Source organism: Sphingobium sp. LB126, assembly GCF_002795205.1.
GTDB classification, from domain to species: domain Bacteria; phylum Pseudomonadota; class Alphaproteobacteria; order Sphingomonadales; family Sphingomonadaceae; genus Sphingobium; species Sphingobium chungbukense.
Genome location: NZ_NETV01000001.1, coordinates 3339362 through 3357979, shown reverse-complemented (window position 1 = coordinate 3357979; position 18618 = coordinate 3339362). Strand labels below are relative to the sequence as shown.

At 64.1% G+C, this 18618-nt stretch carries 17 protein-coding genes; 1 reads left to right on the top strand and 16 read right to left on the bottom strand.

Annotation, left to right across the window (positions count from 1 at the left end):
• Nucleotides 1-1058: family 16 glycosylhydrolase (locus tag CAF53_RS16355; RefSeq protein WP_100238868.1), on the top strand; the 1058-nt coding region annotated here is incomplete at its 5' end.
• On the opposite strand, the gene CAF53_RS16350 is transcribed toward CAF53_RS16355, so the two are convergent.
• From CAF53_RS16350 to CAF53_RS28105, 16 genes are all read right to left on the bottom strand, one after another.
• Nucleotides 1043-1978 carry a glycosyltransferase gene (locus tag CAF53_RS16350; protein ID WP_100238867.1) on the bottom strand — a complete coding sequence of 312 codons (936 nt, stop codon included), beginning with the start codon at nucleotides 1976-1978 and terminating at the stop codon, nucleotides 1043-1045. The genes CAF53_RS16355 and CAF53_RS16350 overlap by 16 nt on opposite strands.
• Entirely contained in the window at nucleotides 1978-3063 is a 1086-nt protein-coding gene (locus CAF53_RS16345) for an acyltransferase (RefSeq protein WP_100238631.1), read from the bottom strand. The genes CAF53_RS16350 and CAF53_RS16345 overlap by 1 nt, the downstream gene beginning before the upstream one ends.
• A complete protein-coding gene (locus CAF53_RS16340) occupies nucleotides 3060-4205 on the bottom strand; it encodes an endo-1,4-beta-xylanase (protein WP_046763022.1) in 1146 nt (381 codons plus the stop codon). Before CAF53_RS16340 ends, CAF53_RS16345 begins: the two co-directional genes overlap by 4 nt.
• Nucleotides 4202-5170 (bottom strand): glycosyltransferase family 2 protein, encoded by a 969-nt coding sequence (locus CAF53_RS16335; RefSeq protein ID WP_046763021.1) that lies wholly within the window; start codon nucleotides 5168-5170, stop codon nucleotides 4202-4204. The genes CAF53_RS16340 and CAF53_RS16335 overlap by 4 nt, the downstream gene beginning before the upstream one ends.
• A complete protein-coding gene (locus tag CAF53_RS16330) occupies nucleotides 5170-6129 on the bottom strand; it encodes a glycosyltransferase family 2 protein (RefSeq protein ID WP_100238630.1) in 960 nt (319 codons plus the stop codon). Before CAF53_RS16330 ends, CAF53_RS16335 begins: the two co-directional genes overlap by 1 nt.
• A complete protein-coding gene (locus CAF53_RS16325) occupies nucleotides 6126-7055 on the bottom strand; it encodes a glycosyltransferase (RefSeq protein WP_100238629.1) in 930 nt (309 codons plus the stop codon). Before CAF53_RS16325 ends, CAF53_RS16330 begins: the two co-directional genes overlap by 4 nt.
• Nucleotides 7048-8421, bottom strand: a complete 1374-nt coding sequence (locus tag CAF53_RS16320) for an O-antigen ligase (protein ID WP_100238628.1) — start codon at nucleotides 8419-8421, stop codon at nucleotides 7048-7050. The genes CAF53_RS16325 and CAF53_RS16320 overlap by 8 nt, the downstream gene beginning before the upstream one ends.
• Before the next feature lie 2 nt (nucleotides 8422-8423).
• Entirely contained in the window at nucleotides 8424-9716 is a 1293-nt protein-coding gene (locus tag CAF53_RS16315; protein WP_100238627.1) for a polysaccharide biosynthesis protein, read from the bottom strand.
• Nucleotides 9709-10521 (bottom strand): WecB/TagA/CpsF family glycosyltransferase, encoded by an 813-nt coding sequence (locus CAF53_RS16310; protein ID WP_100238626.1) that lies wholly within the window; start codon nucleotides 10519-10521, stop codon nucleotides 9709-9711. Before CAF53_RS16310 ends, CAF53_RS16315 begins: the two co-directional genes overlap by 8 nt.
• Nucleotides 10518-11435: a capsular biosynthesis protein gene (locus CAF53_RS16305; RefSeq protein WP_100238625.1), complete on the bottom strand. Its 918-nt coding sequence runs from the start codon at nucleotides 11433-11435 to the stop codon at nucleotides 10518-10520. Before CAF53_RS16305 ends, CAF53_RS16310 begins: the two co-directional genes overlap by 4 nt.
• On the bottom strand, nucleotides 11432-12784 hold the full coding sequence (locus CAF53_RS16300) for a GNVR domain-containing protein (RefSeq protein ID WP_242443462.1): 1353 nt from the start codon (nucleotides 12782-12784) through the stop codon (nucleotides 11432-11434). The genes CAF53_RS16305 and CAF53_RS16300 overlap by 4 nt, the downstream gene beginning before the upstream one ends.
• Before the next feature lie 2 nt (nucleotides 12785-12786).
• Nucleotides 12787-14202: an ATP-binding protein gene (locus CAF53_RS16295; protein WP_100238623.1), complete on the bottom strand. Its 1416-nt coding sequence runs from the start codon at nucleotides 14200-14202 to the stop codon at nucleotides 12787-12789.
• Entirely contained in the window at nucleotides 14199-15020 is an 822-nt protein-coding gene (locus CAF53_RS16290) for a polysaccharide biosynthesis/export family protein (RefSeq protein WP_100238866.1), read from the bottom strand. The genes CAF53_RS16295 and CAF53_RS16290 overlap by 4 nt, the downstream gene beginning before the upstream one ends.
• Nucleotides 15021-15048: 28 nt before the next feature.
• Nucleotides 15049-16224: a hypothetical protein gene (locus tag CAF53_RS16285; RefSeq protein WP_100238622.1), complete on the bottom strand. Its 1176-nt coding sequence runs from the start codon at nucleotides 16222-16224 to the stop codon at nucleotides 15049-15051.
• Between the two features lie 299 nt (nucleotides 16225-16523).
• Entirely contained in the window at nucleotides 16524-16724 is a 201-nt protein-coding gene (locus tag CAF53_RS16280; RefSeq protein ID WP_046763011.1) for a hypothetical protein, read from the bottom strand.
• Between the two features lie 247 nt (nucleotides 16725-16971).
• Nucleotides 16972-18363: a sugar transferase gene (locus CAF53_RS28105; protein WP_046763010.1), complete on the bottom strand. Its 1392-nt coding sequence runs from the start codon at nucleotides 18361-18363 to the stop codon at nucleotides 16972-16974.
• Nucleotides 18364-18618 lie beyond the last annotated feature (255 nt).

Genomic DNA, 18618 nt, shown 5'->3' with positions numbered 1-18618 from the left:
CGACGCCCAACACGGTGATCGCGCGGATTACGACGGTCAACGGATCGGGCACCTATCGCGCCATTTCCGGCTATAATTACCAGACCGTCGACACGGTGGTGATCTTCCGTCCCGGCGATCCGTTGATCCAGACCGTAGCGGTGCCGATCATCGCCGCAACCGAAGGCCAGCAGTTCCAGCTCAAGCTGCGTGAAGCGCCCTGGGGCGGGCTTCAGGGCCAGGCGACGGCGACGATCACCGCCTCCAGCACGGCACTGGCCACGGCCCAGGCGACCGGCACCTTCCGCGAACCGCGTACATTCGCGCCGACCGGCACGCTACAGTTCGAACTCGCGAAGGATACGCACAAGCGTTCGCCGGATGGCGGATGGGACCGCTGGGCCACGTCACTGTCCCACGGACGTACCCAGATCGCCAATGGGGAAACCGGATTATACCTCGACTCCTCGGTCTTTCCTGGCGTCGAGGGGCCGGTCTATTGGGGTACGAGCGGGCTGGTGCTGCATACGCAGAAGCTGAAGACCCCGATCAATTATGACGGCCAGACCTGGTATTACGGTTCATCGGTACTGGACGGCCGCAATTTCCTGGCTTCGCAGATTGGTTATGGCCAATATGAATGGGAAGCCAGGATGCCCAACCGGCGCGGGTCATGGCCCGCCTTCTGGCTGATCTCGACCAGCGGCTGGCCGCCGGAAATCGATATCTATGAGGGTTTCGGCTATCAGAGCTATTGGGATTTCGACCGGCATATCGCGCACACCATCCATGTGGGCGCGAACGGCACCCGCTATGATGCGCGCGGCGTCACGATCCAGTCGCAACAGGCCTATGGTCTCACGGGATACAGCCAGGGGTTCCACCGCTTCGCCGTGGATATCCAGCGGGATTACATCACCTGGTTCGTCGATGGTGTGGAGACCTATCAGTCGGTGAACCCCTTCCAGGGCCATCGCTGGTATCCGATCATGGATGTCGCGGTGAAGACGAATGGCGCCTATGACGATGGCTCGGGTGACATGATCATCAAGAGCTTCCGCATCTACAGCGCGCCATAATGGCCCACCACCGCATGGCTGCGGACGCCGCCCGAGAGGGCGTAGAGGCGTCCCCAGCTCTTGATCCACTGCCCGGCAATGTCGACCCGACGTGCGCCGGGCAGCAGCATGGCGGCGAGGCCGACCGTGCGCAGCGCCAATATGGCAAGCGATCGGGCGAGCAACTTCATCGTTCCGATCCGGCCGGGCAGGGACTTTTGCCGGGCCATGGTTTCGGTGCAGCCGATCCGCCACATACGGCGCAACACCCATGACAGGCGTGCCCGTTCCGCCGGCACCCATTCGCTGACCCGCGCGTCGGGGGACCAGCCGAAGCGGGCGCCGGCATCGCGCAGGCGCGCCAGGAAATCGAGATCCTCGCCGCCGCTGCGGTTGAACCGGGGATCGAAAAAGGGCGCGTCGATCATCGCGAAGGTCCGGCGGCTGACCAGCAGGTTGTTGCTGGCCCACAGCATCGGCGCGGCGCCCCATGGCCGCTCTTCCGGACAGAAGACCAGGGTTTCCCTCGCCCAGCGCGGCGGATCGCCGACGAAACAGCTATCGACCGGTCCGGCGACCACATCTGCGCCGACCTGCGCCTGACAGATCAGCAGCGCGTCCAGCCAGCCCGGTTGCGGCCATTCGTCATCGTCGATCATGGCGACGAAGCGCATGGCGGGATCGCAGAGTGCCGTTTCGGCAATGGCATTGCGCACGGCGCACAGGCCGGGCTGCCCGACCGTCAGCAGCGTCAGCGGCAGGGCGTAGCCCCCCGCCTGCAACCGCCGCGTTACCGCTGCGCCCTCCTGCCGCTCCGGATCATTGTCCGCGACCAGCACCATCACATCATGGCAGCCCGCCACGCCCGGCAATGTCTGCAACAGATGCGCGAGCCGGTCGGGTCGCCGGAATGTGGGGATGGCGATCCAGATGGCGGGCATCAGACGGTCGCCTCCCGCGCGGGCTTGCGCGACCGGCCGCCGCGCTGGAGCCATTTGATGAGCCGATGCCCGCGCACCTCGATCAGTACATAGCTGGCCCAGCAGAGCAGCCATGTCGAGACCAGCATCCCCACCACGAAAAGCCCGTCGATGCTCGTCATGCCATGTTTGTGGGCCACGCTCATGGCCCGCGCCGCCACGTCACGGACCAGCGGATGCCAAAGATAGATGGAATAGCTGATGAGGCCGAGGTGGAAGCTGACGGGATTGGCCATCACTGCCCGCGCCGCCGCGCCGTTATAATAGCAGCTCAGCACCAGCAGCGGCATCAGGCAGACGACCAGCACATCGGCCTTTCCGGGCAGCAGCAGCGCCAAAGCCATCAGGCCGCAGACGATGGCAAAACCGCCTGTCCGGTCCACCAGCCGCTTGCACCAGGGCCTTTCCGCGCAGCGATAGGTGAGGACGCCCAGCGAAAAGCCCGCAAGGCAGCGTAGCAGGGTCAGCACCGTATCGCTGTCATTGACGTCCAGCGGTCCGCTGGCCCCAAGACCCGATGAGGCGACCAGCGCCAATATCCCGATGCAGAGCAGGCCCTGCGCCCAGGCCCATCGCGAAAAGGCGAAGATCGCGATCAGCGGATAGAGGAGATAGGCGGCGACCTCCGTGCTGACCGACCAGCTATTGCCGGCGATCGGTTCCGTGCCCCAGCCCCAGCTCTGTATCATCAATATGTTGGTCGCCACATTGGGCAGGTCGAGTGCGATTGCCTGATTGCCCGAGACGTTGAGGATGATCCTGGCCATGAACACCAACGTCACGATCAGGTGCAGCGGCCACACCCGCGCCATGCGGTTGACGAGGAAATCGACATAGCTCGACCGCCCCAGATGGTTCACCACCCGGTCGTGATAGCCGAACGAAATGACGAAGCCGCTCAGGATGAAGAACAGGTCGACCGCCAGATAGGCTCGCGAGAAGAGAGGCAGGCGGAAGGCCTCGAACGTCGGATTATGCGGGATATGGTACAGCAGCACCGATACCGCCGCCACGCCGCGCAGGCCGGTGAGCGAGGAAATTCTCATGCGCCTGTTCTCCTGGAGGCTGTCCTGCCGATCGGCGGCGCCGCGTCGAAGGCGGAGGCAATGGCATCCCAGAGCGGCTTGCGGCGCATCTGCCCGTCGAGCGGCAGGACGCGGGAAAGCTGGCCGTCGGACCATTTATAGTCGGGATAGTTGGACAGCCAGCTATAGCGGTCGGACAGGCCCCAGCAGAGGACCGAGCGCATCGCCGGATTGTCCAGCGCCACGTCCAGAAAGGCCTTGGCCACCGAGGCGATCTCACCGTCGCGCTTGTCGGGATTGGGTGGGCCGCCCTTGTCGGCCACGTCGAATTCCGTCACCGACAGGGCCAGGCCATATCCGCTCAGCTGTTCCAGGAAACGCGCGAAGACCGCCTGATCGAAGCCCTCCTTATAGGGCTTCAAATGTCCCTGTATGCCGACCGCATCGACCGGCACATTGCGTGCCATCAGCCGGTCGAGCAGTTTCAGCATCGCGGTGCGACGACGCTCGCAGCGGGGGGAATCATGTTCGAGGCCGAAGTCGGTCAGAAACCGCATGGGCCGGGGATCGACTTCGCGCGCGCGGTGGAAGGCGATGTCGATATAATCTTCCCCCAGCGCGTCCAGCCACATGCTTTTCGCGCGCATGCCGTCGGCGCGGCCGTCATTGGGTTCGATCGCTTCGTTGACCACGTCCCATTCGCCGATTTTGCCGGCATAGCGGGGCATGGCGATGTCGATATAGCTGGTCATCAGCTTTTCGCGGCCGGTGAGATCTGCCTGCTTCAGCGCCGGTTCCAGCCAGTCCGGCTGGGCCGCGTACCAGACCAGCGCATGGCCGCGCGCCTTCATCCCATGGTCCTGGGCGAAGGCGATGATCTGGTCGGCGCCGCTGAAATCATATTTGCCGGGCCTGGGTTCGGTGGTGCCGCGCTTCAGCTCATATTCCTGCACCACCATGTCGCATTCGCGGGCGACGGCGGCGGTGAAATCGGGGTCTTCGCGCAACTGGCGGGATTTGATCGCCGCGCCGAAATAGCGGCCCGACCGTCGTGCATGGGCGGCGAGACCTTCGGACGAGATGCTTGCCTCCGCCCGGCTGGAGGGCACCGGCGAGCAGGCGCCGAGCGCCAGCGCGCCGGCCAGAAATTCACGCCGTTTCATAGCCTTTGTCCTTTGCCCGCAATCATGTGCGACAGGTCGATCAGCCGGTCCGACATGCGCCGGTAGACGGGGTCGGGCATGACGATCTGCAACAATACTGTCGCCGCCATACGCGGACCGAAGGCGCCCCGGCAGACCGCTTCGAGATAATAGCGCATCGCCTGCCTGCGGCTGGTCGGCCAGATGCTCTTCGCCGCGTGCCAGCCCATATAGGCGGAAAAGGCGCGGGCGGAGATATGGGGCTTCAAATCGCGAAGCCAGCCAAGGCTGCCGACGCTGCCGCGCACCTGCGACAGGCGGTCCTCGGCATGGCGGTCGGCCCAGATGGTGCCGGGCCGCTCCGTCATCAGGAAGCGGGCACCGGCCAGCGCCAGGCGCATCGCGAAATCGGTGTCGTCGCCGAATTTCACGTCCTCGCGATAGCGCACCCGCTTCGCCAGCGCCCGGCCGAGCGCCATGCTGCTGGTCTGGATGAAACCCCGGTCGCACATCAGATAGCGGTCCATGGTTTCACCGCTGGCGATGGCGCGAGGGGGCTTCAGGAAATTGCGCCCTTCGCCGCGGTCGGCCAGCACCTGCCCATAGGCGACGATCTCTTCGCTTTTCTGCACCAGCGGCAGCAGGTCGGCCAGATGATGCGGCAGGAAGCGGTCATCGCAGTCGAGGAAGGCAATATAACGTCCTCGCGCATGGTCGATGCCCTTGTTCCGTGCCGCCGCCGCGCCGCGATTTTCCTGCACGATGACCTTGAGGCGCGGATCGTTGATTGCGCCCAGCGCGACCTCCGTCCCATCGGTCGACCCGTCCACCACCACGATCACCTCGATGATCGCGATGGTCTGTTCGAGCGCGGAGACGACGGCGGCGACGACCGCGTCGCGCCGCTGATAGGTGGGAATCACGACGGAAAAGAGCGGCGTGGCGGCGACCGCCTTGAGGCTGGACGGAGGTTGCCATGCGGTCATCACGAACTGGCTCCGCTCGTGAGGGTCCCTGCCTTGCCGAACCGCAGCACGAACCCGTTGACGAGCGAACGGTAGAGCGGCTTCGGCAGATAGGAACGCAGCACCTGCCGGGCGATCACGCGGGGGGGGACTCCTCCCGCGACCATGCCGACGGCGAGGTCCTTGATCGCGACGACGGGTTTGATCGGCGCCATATGATAGGCGAGCACGGTCGCCCGATAGCCGCGCCGCGCCCGGTTGGTGAGCATATGGCCGCAACGGTCGAGCCAGTCGAGTGAGGTTTCATATCCCTTCACATAGGAAGTCCGGCCCGCCTCGGTCGCGTCGAGCCAGACGGTCAGCGGCTGGTCGATCATCCGGAACCGCGCGCCCGCGCCCTGAAGCCGGACGCAGAAGTCGAGATCCTGGCCCTTTTTGAGCGCCGGGTCGAACAACACCTCCTGCGCCATGGCGGTGGGCACGACCATGGTGCTGGTCTGCATGAACTGGTTGGCGCAGAACAGATATTCGCCCACATCCTCGCCCTCGCGGATGCCGCGATCGGGCCTGATCCAGTAGCGGTCGACGCCCCGGTCGACCTTCATGCGGGAATAGAGCACCGCGCTGCCATCGTCCCCGGCCAGCGCCTGCGCCATGATGGAAAGCTTGCCCGGCAGGAACAGGTCGTCGGAATCGAGAAAGGCGATATAGCGCCCGTCGGCCGCCCTGATCCCGGCATTGCGTGCTGCGCCGCCGCCCGCATTGTCCTGCCGGATATAGCGGACGCGCGGGTCGCCGATGGCGTCGATCACCGGCTGCGGATTGTCGCGTGATCCGTCGTCGATCACGACGATCTCGAAATCCTGCCAGTCCTGCGCCAGCACGGATCGGATCGTGTCACCGACGATCTCCGCCCGGTTGTAGAGGGGGATGACGACGGAGAAGAAGGGTTGTGCGCCGTTCGGGGCTGCATTGCTCATGCGCCATGCACCTTTCGATATTCTTCATAGTGAAATCCGGCGAGGCCCGCGATCTTGCCTGCCGCGCGATAGAGCTTGCCGAGGCGCTCGACCCGCTTGCCCTTGTCGAACGTCGTGACGGCGCCCAGCGAGCCGATGAGGAATCCCGCGACGATGCGCGGCGCTTCGCCCAGCAATGCGCGCACGCGCCCCTTGTGGAAACGCTCCACCATCATGTCGGTCATGCCTACGCGATAGCCGCGCATCAGCAGCCATTTGGCGGTGACGCGGCTGGCCGGGATGAGTTCGGTGACGACCGCCTCCTCCGACCAGGCGAAGCGGAAACCCTTGCGCTGCATGCGGGTGAAGAGTTGCTTGTCGGACCCGCCGGTCAGCGCCATGCGTTCGTCGAACGGACGATCCCCCATGGCGCGCAGCGCCGCCGCCGCCATCAGCACATTGGCGGTGCTGTCGACCAGCGCGACCGGGCCGGATCGCCCGCGCTGTTTGGAGGCGAGGAGGGGATGGCGAACCGCCCAGGGCGCGATGGCACTGTCCATCTCGCGCAGCACGGCGCCGCCGACGACATCGGCATCCCAGCGCGCCGCCGTTTCCGCCATGGCATCGATCCAGCCGGGGGAGGCGGCCTCGTCGTCGTCCAGCATGGCGACATGGGTCACACCGGGCCGCGCCATGGCCGCCGCCGCCAAAGCATTGCGCACCAGCGGAATGCCGCGCTCCGCCACCAGCAGCGCCTCGATCGGCCAGCGATAGCCCTGCGACGCCATCTGCTCGACGACGGCCATGCCCTCCTGCCGGGCGGCGTCATTGTCGGCGACCAGCACTTCCAGATCGTGCTGCGTTTGCTGCGCGGCAAGGGACTCCAAGGTCCGCCGCAATCCCTGAGGCCGGTTGCACGTGGCGATGCAGACGATGATCCTAGCCATTCACGGTCTCCGCCTGATGAGGGATGTGCCGCCGCGACCATGTCGGGCGCGGCCTGGCCTTGAAACTGGCGTGCGCGGTCGCGATCGCCGCGAGGAAGATCACCCAGACCTGGCGATCCTTGTCGAAGAAACTGGTTTCCAGCAGATTTTGATACATGACGAAGACCCAGATCGCGAAGGCCGGGACCATCAGCGCCTGATTCTCCCTGGTGGATCCGGTCAGGAACCAATAAGCGGGCAAGGCCAGGAAGCTGACCAGCAACATGGCCAGGCCCAACGGCCCGGTCGTCACCCAGATTTCCAGATAACCGTCATGCGAATGGGCAGTCAGCATCTGGAACTGCTGGTTCAGATAATCATAGGCCGGACTGTTGGCGCCGACCTGCCAGAAGCCGCCGAACCCCGCGCCCAGATAGGGATGGTCCGCCAGATAATCCAGCGGCACCTGCCAGATCGACACCCGCCCGGTGAAGGCAGTGGGATCGGCGAACAACCGCTCGATGGTCGGCTGATAGGCGATATAGAGACCCAGGAACCCGACCATGCCGAAGCCCAGCATCAACAGCAGGATCGCCCGTTTCTGCGTATTGTCGCTCAGCGCGCGATAGATGTTGCTGATCGCCAGCATGCCGACGCAAAGGGCCAGCGATGTCTTGCTCTTGGTCCCGATCACGAACACGAAGGCCATGACCGCGAAGAGGGCATAATACCATTTGCGCTTGTCGATCCAGCTATTGCCGCAGACGATGAAGCAAAGCGCCATGACGGCGCCCGCGATATTCTTGTGGAAAAAGAAACCGCGCCACGCGCCGATCAACGCCTTGTCGCTTTCGGTCGCCGGGTGGACCGCCGCCGGTATCAGGGGCAGCGATGCCCAACAGATGATCAGGGACACGATCAACGCCGCGCGCAGGGCGTTGAACAGCCGTTCCGGTCCGATCAGCGAAAGGGCGCAGAAAGTGATGTAGATCACGATCAACTGCTGCATCGCCCGCTTGAAGGAAATGAACGGCGCGACGCCCCATGTGCAGGTGATGAAGAACCACACCAGCATGATCGCCAACGGCCAGAAGGTGAACCGGTATTTCAGCGGCTGCTTGCGCATTATCTGCACCGCCGTCAGCAGCAGGGCGAAACCGATGAACAGGGCCTGCTTGAACAGGTCCGAGCCGTCATTGGCTTCGGCCATCGCCACCAGTTCTTCCTGCGTACGGGACGCGAAAGGCTGTTGCCCGATGAAGACCATCATCAGGAAAACGAAGTAGAAGACCTGCGCCACCCAGACGAGCGTCGAGCTACCGCTGTCGGCCCGGGTCGCGGGGGCGGCGGGGGCGGCAAAACCGCTGCGATGCCAGCTTGTCGCCATGGTCAGGCGGTTTCCTGCTGGTCACGCCGCCATCGGCGGTCGAGCTGCCAGATGCCGAGCATCATGACGAGCTGCGACAGCACGACGCCGCCGATGGAAAAGACAGGCGCGGTGCCCCACACCAGCAGTGTGACGGCGATCAGACCGACGACGCAACTGCGCATGCTCTGCGCGGCGAGGGGACGGAAAGCGCGCCGGGCCTGGGTCATGACGCTCATCGGCGTCTGAACGCACTGGACGAGCGAGAGCAGGGCGCAAAGGCCGACCGCGATCATCACCAATCGATGGTCGAGCGTGGGCTTCAGAATGAGGCCGGGGAAGAAATATAGCGCAATCGCCGCCACCAGGCAGGTCGCGAGCCACAGCATGACCAGCGCCGCCATGAAAACCCGCTCCGACTTGATCGCCGCGCCATGATCGCCACGCGCGACGGCGCGGGTCATGCGGGGACGCTCCAACTGGGTGAGGGCGGTGATGCAAACATTGACCGGGCGGAAGAACAGCATCCCCACCGCGACCGGCGCGAAGGCCGTGGGCCCGGCCAGCAGCGTCACGATATAGCTGTGCGAGTTGGAGGTGGCTTCGGTCGACAGCACACCGACCAGCGTCCAGGCCGATTGTTCCTTCCACACCGGCCGATAGGCGCCGAGCGCGCGGCCAGGGGCCATGGCGAAATGCCGCCGCAGATAGGCAGTGCCGAAGGGCAGCAGTCCCATCAGGCTCGCCGTCACCAGCATTCCGCCGATGACGGGCATATCCGCGCCCGTCCGCAACGCGATCAGCAGCCCGGCAAGGATCGTCCCGGCATAGGCCATGTCCGACCGGGCGGCCCGCGCCGGGGCGTGATGGGCATAGGCATTGGACCGCCCGAACCAGCGGATCAGCGACAGCGTCCCTGCCATGCCGAACAGCAAAGCCGCCATGGGCGAAGCCGTGGCCCAGGCGATGGCGGCGCAGATCATCCCCTGGCTGGCCGCCAGCATCAGGTTGACGGGGAAGAAGAAGTCGAAATTCTTCCCTTCCGCCTCTTCGCCCTGGTTCACGGCGATGGTGTAGGGCGTCGACACCAGCGCATTGGACAGGCTGTAGCCGAACTGGATGATCACCAGCAGGAAGGCCAGCGTACCGATGGCCGCCGTTCCCAGATGGTGGATCGAGAAAAGCTGGACCAGCAGGTGGCTGACCGAGACGACCGCCGAAGACAGGCTGGCGAGGCCAAAGCGGCCGAACAGATTGCCCAGTCGCTGGACGCGGCCCGTCATCGGAGGGTTTTCAGCCGCTTGGGCTTCAGCCATGGCGGTGTTTCCAGATCAGCCAGAGCGCGTGCGGATTGGTGGTGATATAGCGCCAGGCGAGTTCCTTGGGCCGCGTCGCCATGCGGTGCAGCCATTCGAACCCCGATTTCTGCATCCACAGCGGCGCGCGCGGATAATCGCGGGTGATATAGTTGAACAGGCCGCCGCAGGTGACGATCCAGCCGGCCTTGATCCGGTGCCGGTGGCGCACGCAGAAGGCCTGCTCGCGCGGCTTGCCGGTGCCGACCCACAGGATGTCGGGTGCGGTTTCATTGATCGCATCGATCACCGCATCTTCCTCTTCCGGCCTCCAGAAGCCATTGCGGCGTCCCGCGAGTTGAAGCCCCGGCGCCATGGCGACGATCCGGCTGGCGCATTGCGCGTTCACCTTCTCCTCCGCGCCCAGCAGATAATAGCGGACCCCCGCCTCTGCCGCCGGTTTCAGGCTGTCGGTGAACATGTCGGTGGTACTGGAACGATCCGCGATAGGCGGGCCGCCGAACCAGCGGGACGCCATGACGATGATCTGTCCATCGGCATGGATCAGGTCCGCCTGCGCCAGATTGGTTCGGAAAACCGGGTCGCTGGCGTTCATCGACAGACCCTGCCCGTTGGCGTCGAACACCAGCAGGGGCGGTTGATCGAGACTTCGCCGCAGGGGCGCCTCGATCAGCATCTTGGCGATCAGCGCGTCCAGCGACAATGTGGAAACCGGTACGCCGCCGACTTGAGCGACGGGCGCGTCCTGGCCGATGCCGGGTGAGGGAAGGGGCTGGCGGCGCGCCAGCGCTTGTTCGGCGCTCATGCAATCACCGTCCCGGCAATGGGCACGCCATGACGGTCGAGATCGTCGATCACGCGGCGCATGTCGGCGATCGCCGTATCGCCGCGCCGCGCGACGATCACCACCGCGTCGAAGCCTGCAAGGATGCTGCCATAGGGCGTCTGGTCCCCCTTACGCTCGGCGAGGTAGAACAGCATCGACGTGTCGCGTAGGCCCCAGCCATTGGCGGTTTCGGCCAGCGGACCACGGGTGATGAGGCTGGTCGCACTGCCCGAAGCCCGGCCAGCGGTCATCAGCCACAGCCCTTCGACCGCGGTCTTCGCGGCCGGAAGCAGCGCCGCGCTGCCCATCAACTGCTCGGCAAGCCCCGCCTTGTTGGCGATGCGGAACAGCCGGTCGAGCGAAGGCCGCCCCATGTCGACGTCGATCAACATGGTCTGCCCATCCATCTGCGCCAGCACGACGGCGAGGTTGGCCGCCATGATCGCGGCTTCGTCACCCGCTTCGATCGCCAGTACCGCCAGCCGCAGGGAGGCTGGATCGCCATCCTTGGCGGCCGCTCGCATCTTGGCGCGGATGGTCCGCACCTTGGCGGCATAGGCATTGGCAGGATCGAACGCCGCGACCACGAGCGGATCGATCCGCTGGTCGCCCTCCGGCAGCAGGGCGAAGCCGCCCTGCAAGGCCGCGAGTATCCCCGCGTCCTCGGGGTTCAACAGCCCCAGGTCGACCGCCGCATCATGCAGCGCCAGACCCTGGGACCGGGCATGGGCCTCGACCTTGTGGACATCGTCTTCGGCGAGAAAACCATGCTCCACCGCGAGGCGGGCGAAATTATGGCTGTCGCGGGCGCGGGGACGCAGGTTGCTTGGGCTGCCCCCCATGCCACTCGATGCGAGTTGAGGCGGTGCGCCTGCCGTGGAACGCAGTCTCATGCGGCCTCCTGCTGCTTGAAGAACCAGCCACCATGGGTCGGGACCGGCATCAGTTCGGTGATGACTTCGACTTCGGTCGCGCGGGCCACGCCAGCGGCCGAGCGAACGCGCGGATGGACGATCTCCATGAGGATCACGGCCGCGATCCCGCCGACCAGACCCAGCGCGACGCCGCCGACCAGCCACAGCATGATGTTGGGCTTGGCAGGCAGGAGGGGCACGGTCGCCTCGTCCAGCGGGCTGGCATTGGGCTGCGAGATCTGGCTCTTGAGCGCCGCCTCGTTGAAGCGCTGGCGCACCGTGTCATAGGTCTGCCGTGCCGCATCGACGTCGCGCTGCATGACCATCAACTGGTCCTGCACATCGGACATGCGGATCATGCGATCCTCCTGGCCCGCCATGTTGGATTTGAGGTCGCCCTCACGACGGCTGGCCGCCACGCTGTTCGCATTGACCGCGCCTGCCTGGCTGGATCGGGCCGCCGCCAGCTTGGACTGGAGTTCTGAAAGCTGCGCATTGGCCGCCGCCATGGACGGATGATTGGGACCGAGTGTCTTTTGCAGTTCGGACACGCGGGCGGATTGCTGCGCCACCTGTTCCTGCAAATTCTGGACGATCAGCGATCCTTCGATGTCGGACACGGCGCCCGCGCCGGCCTTCGACCGGGCTGCGGCGGCTTCCGCCTGCGCCTGGGTGAGCTGATAGGACATGTTCTTCAGCTTTTCGGCCTCAAGGTCCATACGGTTGATGCCGATGATGTCATGCGCCCGCTGGAAATCGGACAGCTTCTTCTGCGCCAGTTCGTAACGGCGGCGCACCTCTTCCGTTTGCTGATCGAACCATTTGGCGGAGCCGCGGGCCGGAGAGGCGCGCAGTTCGACCTGCTCGCGCATGTAGATCTTGGCGATCAGGTTCGCGACCTTCGCCGCGACCTGCGGATCGGGGTCCAGATACTGGACCTGGAGTACGTTGCTCTGCCGGCCGGTGGTGACCAGCATGTTCTTGCTCACCACCGCGGCGGCGTTCTGCAACCGCGCATCGGCGGGCATGTCGGTCGGCTGAGCGTCGACGAAGCCCGCCTCCTTGGCGACGGCGTTCATCACCTTGCCGCTGCGCATGATGTCGGTCTGGGTGCCGAGGATGGAGTCCGTGTCCGGCTTCGCACCCTGCGCCGCATTGGCGTCGGTCGGGTCCGTCTGCGACAGGTCGAGCAGCAGCGAAGCCGTACCCATATATTGGCGCGGCTGGATGAAGGCGAGGATGGCGATCATCAGGAACAATATGCCCCCGATCATCGCCGCCGTGCGCCAGCGCGCTTGAAGCGCCGCCAGCAAATCGATGGGGTTCATGGTCATAGCCCGTCCACTCCCTTGAGCAGCGCGCGCATTTCCTCGGCAGGCGTCTGGACAGGCGGCGCGCTCTGCACCGGCTGCTTCGCCATCAGCAGCAGGAATTGCGGCGCCAGCGTATCTTCGAACATCCACAGTTCGCCATTGGGCGTTGCGACCAGGGCGGGTTGCAACCGCGCCATGGCGTCGCGCGCCTGTCCTTCGTTGATCGACCCGCCGCCCAGCACTTCATGGCCTAGCTTCACCAGCCGCTCATAGGAAATGGCCGACATCTGAGACGCCACAACGGCGGCCAGCGCGATCATCCGGCGCGTCGAGCCGGCTTCCCACAGGATGCGGCGGAACAGCGCGTAGGTCTGGCCGCTCATCTCCTCCCAATCCTCGAGAGCGGACACAAGGCCCTGCTCGATGTCGGACAGGATCATGCGGTCGCGACCGCCGGCCTCCGTCGCCAGGGCCGCCGACATGCCGAACAGCCGGGCATGATAGGGCGAACCCATCGCCGCGCCCGACAGCATGTCCAACGCATCGTCGTCTATGGACAGCCGGGCATTGCCGGCGCAGCTCAGCAGCAGTCGCTCCAGCTCCGGCTTGGGGATCGGCGCTACCCGCTGCGACGCCAGGTGGCGGCGCAGCGATGGATGGGCTGCGATCAGCCCGTCAATGTCGCTCGCAATACCGACCAGCACGACCTGCACCGGCGAGTGGATGTCGGTCAGCAGCTTGAGCAGCGTCGCGACTTCCTGCTTGGCGGTTTCGGACTGCACCCGGTCATATTCGTCGATGATGAGGATCGAACGTTCGCGCACCTCCTCCACCAGCAGGGCGGAGAGGCGGGAGACGTCGAGCCGTTCGCCCATCATCTTGCGCACCCGCTCCTGTCCCGTGTTGCTCATCGGCAGTTCGGTCAGGAAGGGGCGGAAGAGGGAATCGAAATCCGCTTCGCCGTTGGCCGAGGCATAAAGGGCGATACAGCCAGCCTCATCGGCCAGATCGCCGAACACACGGGCGAGCGAGGTCTTGCCCGATCCGCGCGTGCCGAAGATCACGGCATGCTTGCGCTGCACGACGATCGCCTCGACCAGCTTCTCCAACTCGCTGTTGCGCCCCGCCAGGCCATGGCGGTCCGTCACCGGCATGGCGGTGTTGAAGGCGGCATAGATGCTGTCGCGGCGCAGGCTGATCGGTTTGATCGGCGCGGCCATGGCGCTCATCGACAGCGGGCGATGGGCGGATTCTCCCGCTTCCATCTCCAGCGCCTCCTGCCGGAAGCCGGGCAATGCCGGCACGTCCAGATGCAGCGGCACATCGTCGGGAATGATGCGCTCGTTGCGTTTGTCGGCGCTGCGGGTCAGGGACATGAACCGGTCGAAAAGACCGGACCGTGGTTGCGTGAAGCCTTGATCGAGTGTCGTCAAAACAGCTTCTCCCGGATGATGAGGACATCTTCAGGCTTCACCGGATCGTCCAGATTGGCCTGTATTTCCTTCCCCTCCCGGCGCACTTTTATGCGTTTCGTGGAACCTGCCAGCGTCGGTCCGCCGGCCAGCGCCAATGCCTGCCGGAAGCTTTGCCCCGGCACATAGGAAAAGGCGCCGGGCTGCTGGACCTGGCCGTAGACATAGACTTTCTCGGCGGGCGGCACGAACAGCGTGTCGCCCGCCTTCAACGGCCGCATCGCGCCCGCCGCCATGTCGGCCAGCGAAATGCGCACCGGCCCGCTGCCGTCGGCAGGAGTCAGGATGACGGCATTGGCGCCATCCTTGGTCGACCCGCCCGCCTTGGCGAGCATCGAGGCCACCGTATAATCGCGGTCGAGCGGATAGTTTCCTGCCTGCGGCACATTGCCCAGGACGGTGACGAAGCGGCTGACATAATTGCTGACCTCTACGCTGACCGAGGGCTTAGTGAGATAGCCTCCGCTGGCATAGCCCGCCTCGATATCCTGGGCGAGCTGCGACGTCGTCTTGCCCTTCGCCGTCAGCGGCCCCACCAGTGCGAGGACGACCGTGCCGTCCTCCTTGATGCGGGTCGTGGTCGACAGGTCGGGCTGTCCGAAGACGGAAATCTTCAGTTCGTCGTTCGGCCCAAGCTGATAACCAGCGCTGGCCGCCGACGGGGGTGGAACGGTCGCAGTCATCGCGGCAGCGCCCGTGCTATTTTGTGCAGTCGCCGTCACCGGCCCCGCAATCATCAGCAGGGCGGAAAGACTTTTGGCGAGAGTTTCAGCTTTCACAGCCATTGGCTCCCAAATATATGAGGATCTAGAAATGCAGAGCTGCACCCAGCGTCACTTGCGTACCGCTATAGTTGGAGACGCTGGTGTCAGTTCTGCGGATATAATGCTGGGCATCGAGCGTAAGATCGAAACGGTCCGAAAGTTTCCTCGTCAGCATGGCACCGAAGCGACGATTGCGATCGGCCGTGATCGAATAGGGACGAAGCGCTGCATCCTGCCGGAACTTGCGTCGGTCCCATTCCGCATACAGCCCGGCCGATGTCAGTTCGGAGATCGAGAATTCGCCCTGGATGCGATGACTGGTGTCAATGGCGAAGCCGCTGGCGATCAGGCTGTCATTGATGATCGCCCGCTCGGTCGTCGCGGTCAGCTTCAGGCGCGGAATGGCGGTCGTCGACAGGCTGACCTTCCAGCCTAGGCCGTCATAGCCGCCCACCGCCGCGCTATCGCTGTTCACGTCCAGCCAGCGGATATCCGCATCGATCTGCGTGATCGGGGAAACGGACCGCTGGAAGCGCAGGCCATAGCTGTTGATCCGGTTCTCGATCCCCAGCGTGTCGCGCTTGCTGTTCACCCGCTCATAATAAGCGGTCAGCGTGCCGAGGCTGGGCTTGCTATAGCCAACGCCGCCCATGAAAGTGTCGCTGGTCTGATCGGCATAGTCGAACTGTGCGGCGTTGCGCGTGGTGTCGCGCTCATAGCTTGCAACCGGGAACAGTCCAGGCCGTTCGCACGTGAAATCCGCGCCAACGGTCGCGAATTTCTGAAGATTTTCGGTCGCGGAGTTGATGTCGCCATAATCGGCCCGCTGCTGGCGATAGGCGGCGCGGGGCGTGATCAGGCAGGTCGCGCCGAAGCGGATGTTCGCCTTCGCCTCCGTATCCAGCCGCAACTTGCTGCGCTGTCCTTCGGATACGAAGCGGTCGTAGCCGATCTTGCCGCGCAGAAGGATGTCGTGCCGGCCGACCGGCATGCCATAGGTCGCCTCCAGCGAAGGGGTGACGATCAGGTCGTCTTTCGGATTTTCGACCCTGTCATCGACGCGATAGACATTGTCGTCATAGAGAAGATCCAAGCCCGCCGTCAGATGAAGCCCATAATCCTGGATTCGCTTTTGTTCCGTGGGATTTTTCGGCTGCTTCTGGACAGTCGTGTCATCGTCCTCCTGCGCATGCAAGACGAGCGGTAACATCGCCAACATTGCAGCGCCACTCCATGCCGCCGCGATGAAAGCGCGTGACCGAAAAATTTTTCGTTCGCAGGGCGCGTGAAAGCTGCCCCGCAAACGCGGATTATTATCTCTATACAATCTTATGACCCTTATTGCATTGCAGCAATCAGGGCATGCTAGAAGGATTTCACCGTAAAGCCACCGTCTGGAAATCGGCTTGTCGTGTCAAAACAACGGCTCGGTTCATCGCAAAAAGGGCGCGGCGAACCCATGTCCGACGCACCCTGAGGCTGTTCATCTGGGAGAAAGCTAAGCGGCGCGAGTCCGCTTCAGAGGATCAGCCAGGCAATGGCGGCGACGGCGCCGACGAAGGCCAGGATGCCGGCCCAGCGCGAGACGAACTGGATGCCGCTCTCGGCGCGGTCGGCAAAGGTGGCCGCATCGGCCCGCACCGGAAATTCCCGGCGCGCCTCCGCCTTGTCCATCAATGAAGGTTGCACTACCGCGATGCCCGCAAAATCTTCCGCCACGTCGATATTCCCGCCGCCCGATTGCTGATGACGTTAATATCCGATTTTGCGGTTAACAAATAGTTGGAGCGCAGGGGGAAGTGACATCAATTCGTCGCATATGACAGTCGACGGCGTGGTGATTCTTGATCTGGGATAGGGATGAACCGTTTTGCTCAACGGTTCATCGTAAAAACATCGGGTGCGTAACTTTTTTCAGGAACTTTTGATCCAATGCTTCGTCTTGGCATCCCCGTTCGAGTCGTGTTCAATATGCGTTCTTGTGGACGAGGACATTGACCGTGCCCAGCAGGATCGCAATGTCCCGCATCAGGCTCCAGCCATGCAGATATTCCAGGTCCGCCTCTACCCGGTTCAATATGTCGCGCCGGGTTTCGGTCGCGCCGCGAAAGCCCCTGATCTGCGCCAGGCCTGTAATGCCGGGTTTCAGAGCATGACGGTGCCAATATTGGCGGTCGACCTGCCAGAAAAGCTGTTCCTCCGCGGTCGAGCCGAGCGCATGGGGGCGCGGCCCCACCAGGCTCATCTCGCCCAGCAGCACATTGATGAGTTGCGGCAATTCGTCGATGCTGGTCTTGCGGATGAAGGCGCCGACGCGGGTGATCCGGTTATCGTGGCGTTGGGTGGATGTCGCGCCGGCGGCATCGCATTGCTCGACCCGCATGCTGCGGAATTTCAGGATATGGAACAGCATGTTGCCGCGCCCGATCCGTTCCTGCCGGAAGAAGACCGGACCTGGCGAGTCCAGCTTGATCAGGATCGCGATCACCGCCATCAGCGGCGCGAGCGCGATCAGGACCGGCACCGTCAGCACGATATCCAGCAACCGCTTTTTCGCCCGGTTGGCAAGGTTCAGCGGCCCGCGTGACACCACCAGCGTCGGCGTCCCGCGATAGGCCTGCACGGCCAGCGGCGCCATCGGGTCCAGTTCGGGCACGATGATCTCGCCCAATATGTTGCCGCCCTTCAGCATCTGCGCCCAATCGGCCTTGCGTTCCGCGGGGCAGGAGATCACGACCCGATCATAATCGCGCAGCATGGTCCCCAGACGGTGCAGCATATAGGGATCGTCGAGATCGGCCTTCAGGCCTATGGCGATCGCATCGACGATCACCATGCCGCTGACATCTTCGGGAATGACGCCGTCATCGATGATCAACAGTTGCGCGAACAGCCCGTCGGCGAAGTTGCGGCGGACGGTCTGCACGATGAGCAACCGTTGCAGCACGATCAGCGTCCCGCTGCACATTATGCCCGCCGATACACCCAGCCGGGACAAGCTGCCCGTTGCCTTCAGCGAGAAGACCACCAGCAGGAAGATCAGCAGCGTCCCGGCAAAGGCCATGGTCGCGCTGCGGCAGGACTGGGTCATGCGGGTAAGGCAATGGGGATTGTAAGCCTGGTTGTGGAAGGCCAGCACGCCATAGACGATCATTCCGCCCGCCAGCGGCTGCCATTGTCCGTCCGCGAGCCAGGGCAAGCCTGCCGCGCGCAGGCCGAAGGCGAAGCCCGTCGCGAGCGCCGCCATATCGGCGACCAGCAGCAACAGGCAAAGCCAAAGCCTGGCGTTCCGCTGTCCGGCGGCTGTTGCGGGCTGGCGACTGGGAACACCTTCGATCGCCAGATCAATTTTCGACATCTGCAACCCTTTTTATGTCATGACGTCAAACGGATCACCGCCGGGAGGCAGTGTGTAAGCATCAGACATCCGCTGCGTTTTGATTTATGTTGCGCAGCAGCAGGACATAATTGCGAAAGGCTGGCAATCGGGCGTGGGACGCGCGGACCCGCTTTTCCGATGATCCGTTCGTCTCAAAGGACACTCCGCCCTGCATTTGCGACGATCCGTTTTGGAGCAGTGCTGCATCGCGAGACGATTTGGGGTGGAGCGAGC

Bases quoted from the DNA above. Each gene is read 5' to 3' on its own strand.
- CAF53_RS16300 (WP_242443462.1), bottom strand. From the start codon at position 12,784: ATGAACCCCATCGATTTGCTGGCGGCGCTTCAAGCGCGCTGGCGCACG.
- CAF53_RS16330 (WP_100238630.1), bottom strand. From the start codon at position 6,129: ATGAGCAATGCAGCCCCGAACGGCGCACAACCCTTCTTCTCCGTCGTC.
- CAF53_RS16345 (WP_100238631.1), bottom strand. From the start codon at position 3,063: ATGAGAATTTCCTCGCTCACCGGCCTGCGCGGCGTGGCGGCGGTATCG.
- CAF53_RS16310 (WP_100238626.1), bottom strand. From the start codon at position 10,521: ATGAGCGCCGAACAAGCGCTGGCGCGCCGCCAGCCCCTTCCCTCACCC.
- CAF53_RS16350 (WP_100238867.1), bottom strand. From the start codon at position 1,978: ATGCCCGCCATCTGGATCGCCATCCCCACATTCCGGCGACCCGACCGG.
- CAF53_RS16325 (WP_100238629.1), bottom strand. From the start codon at position 7,055: ATGGCTAGGATCATCGTCTGCATCGCCACGTGCAACCGGCCTCAGGGA.
- CAF53_RS16320 (WP_100238628.1), bottom strand. From the start codon at position 8,421: ATGGCGACAAGCTGGCATCGCAGCGGTTTTGCCGCCCCCGCCGCCCCC.
- CAF53_RS16315 (WP_100238627.1), bottom strand. From the start codon at position 9,716: ATGGCTGAAGCCCAAGCGGCTGAAAACCCTCCGATGACGGGCCGCGTC.
- CAF53_RS16335 (WP_046763021.1), bottom strand. From the start codon at position 5,170: ATGACCGCATGGCAACCTCCGTCCAGCCTCAAGGCGGTCGCCGCCACG.
- CAF53_RS16305 (WP_100238625.1), bottom strand. From the start codon at position 11,435: ATGAGACTGCGTTCCACGGCAGGCGCACCGCCTCAACTCGCATCGAGT.
- CAF53_RS16340 (WP_046763022.1), bottom strand. From the start codon at position 4,205: ATGAAACGGCGTGAATTTCTGGCCGGCGCGCTGGCGCTCGGCGCCTGC.
- CAF53_RS28105 (WP_046763010.1), bottom strand. From the start codon at position 18,363: ATGTCGAAAATTGATCTGGCGATCGAAGGTGTTCCCAGTCGCCAGCCC.
- CAF53_RS16285 (WP_100238622.1), bottom strand. From the start codon at position 16,224: ATGTTGGCGATGTTACCGCTCGTCTTGCATGCGCAGGAGGACGATGAC.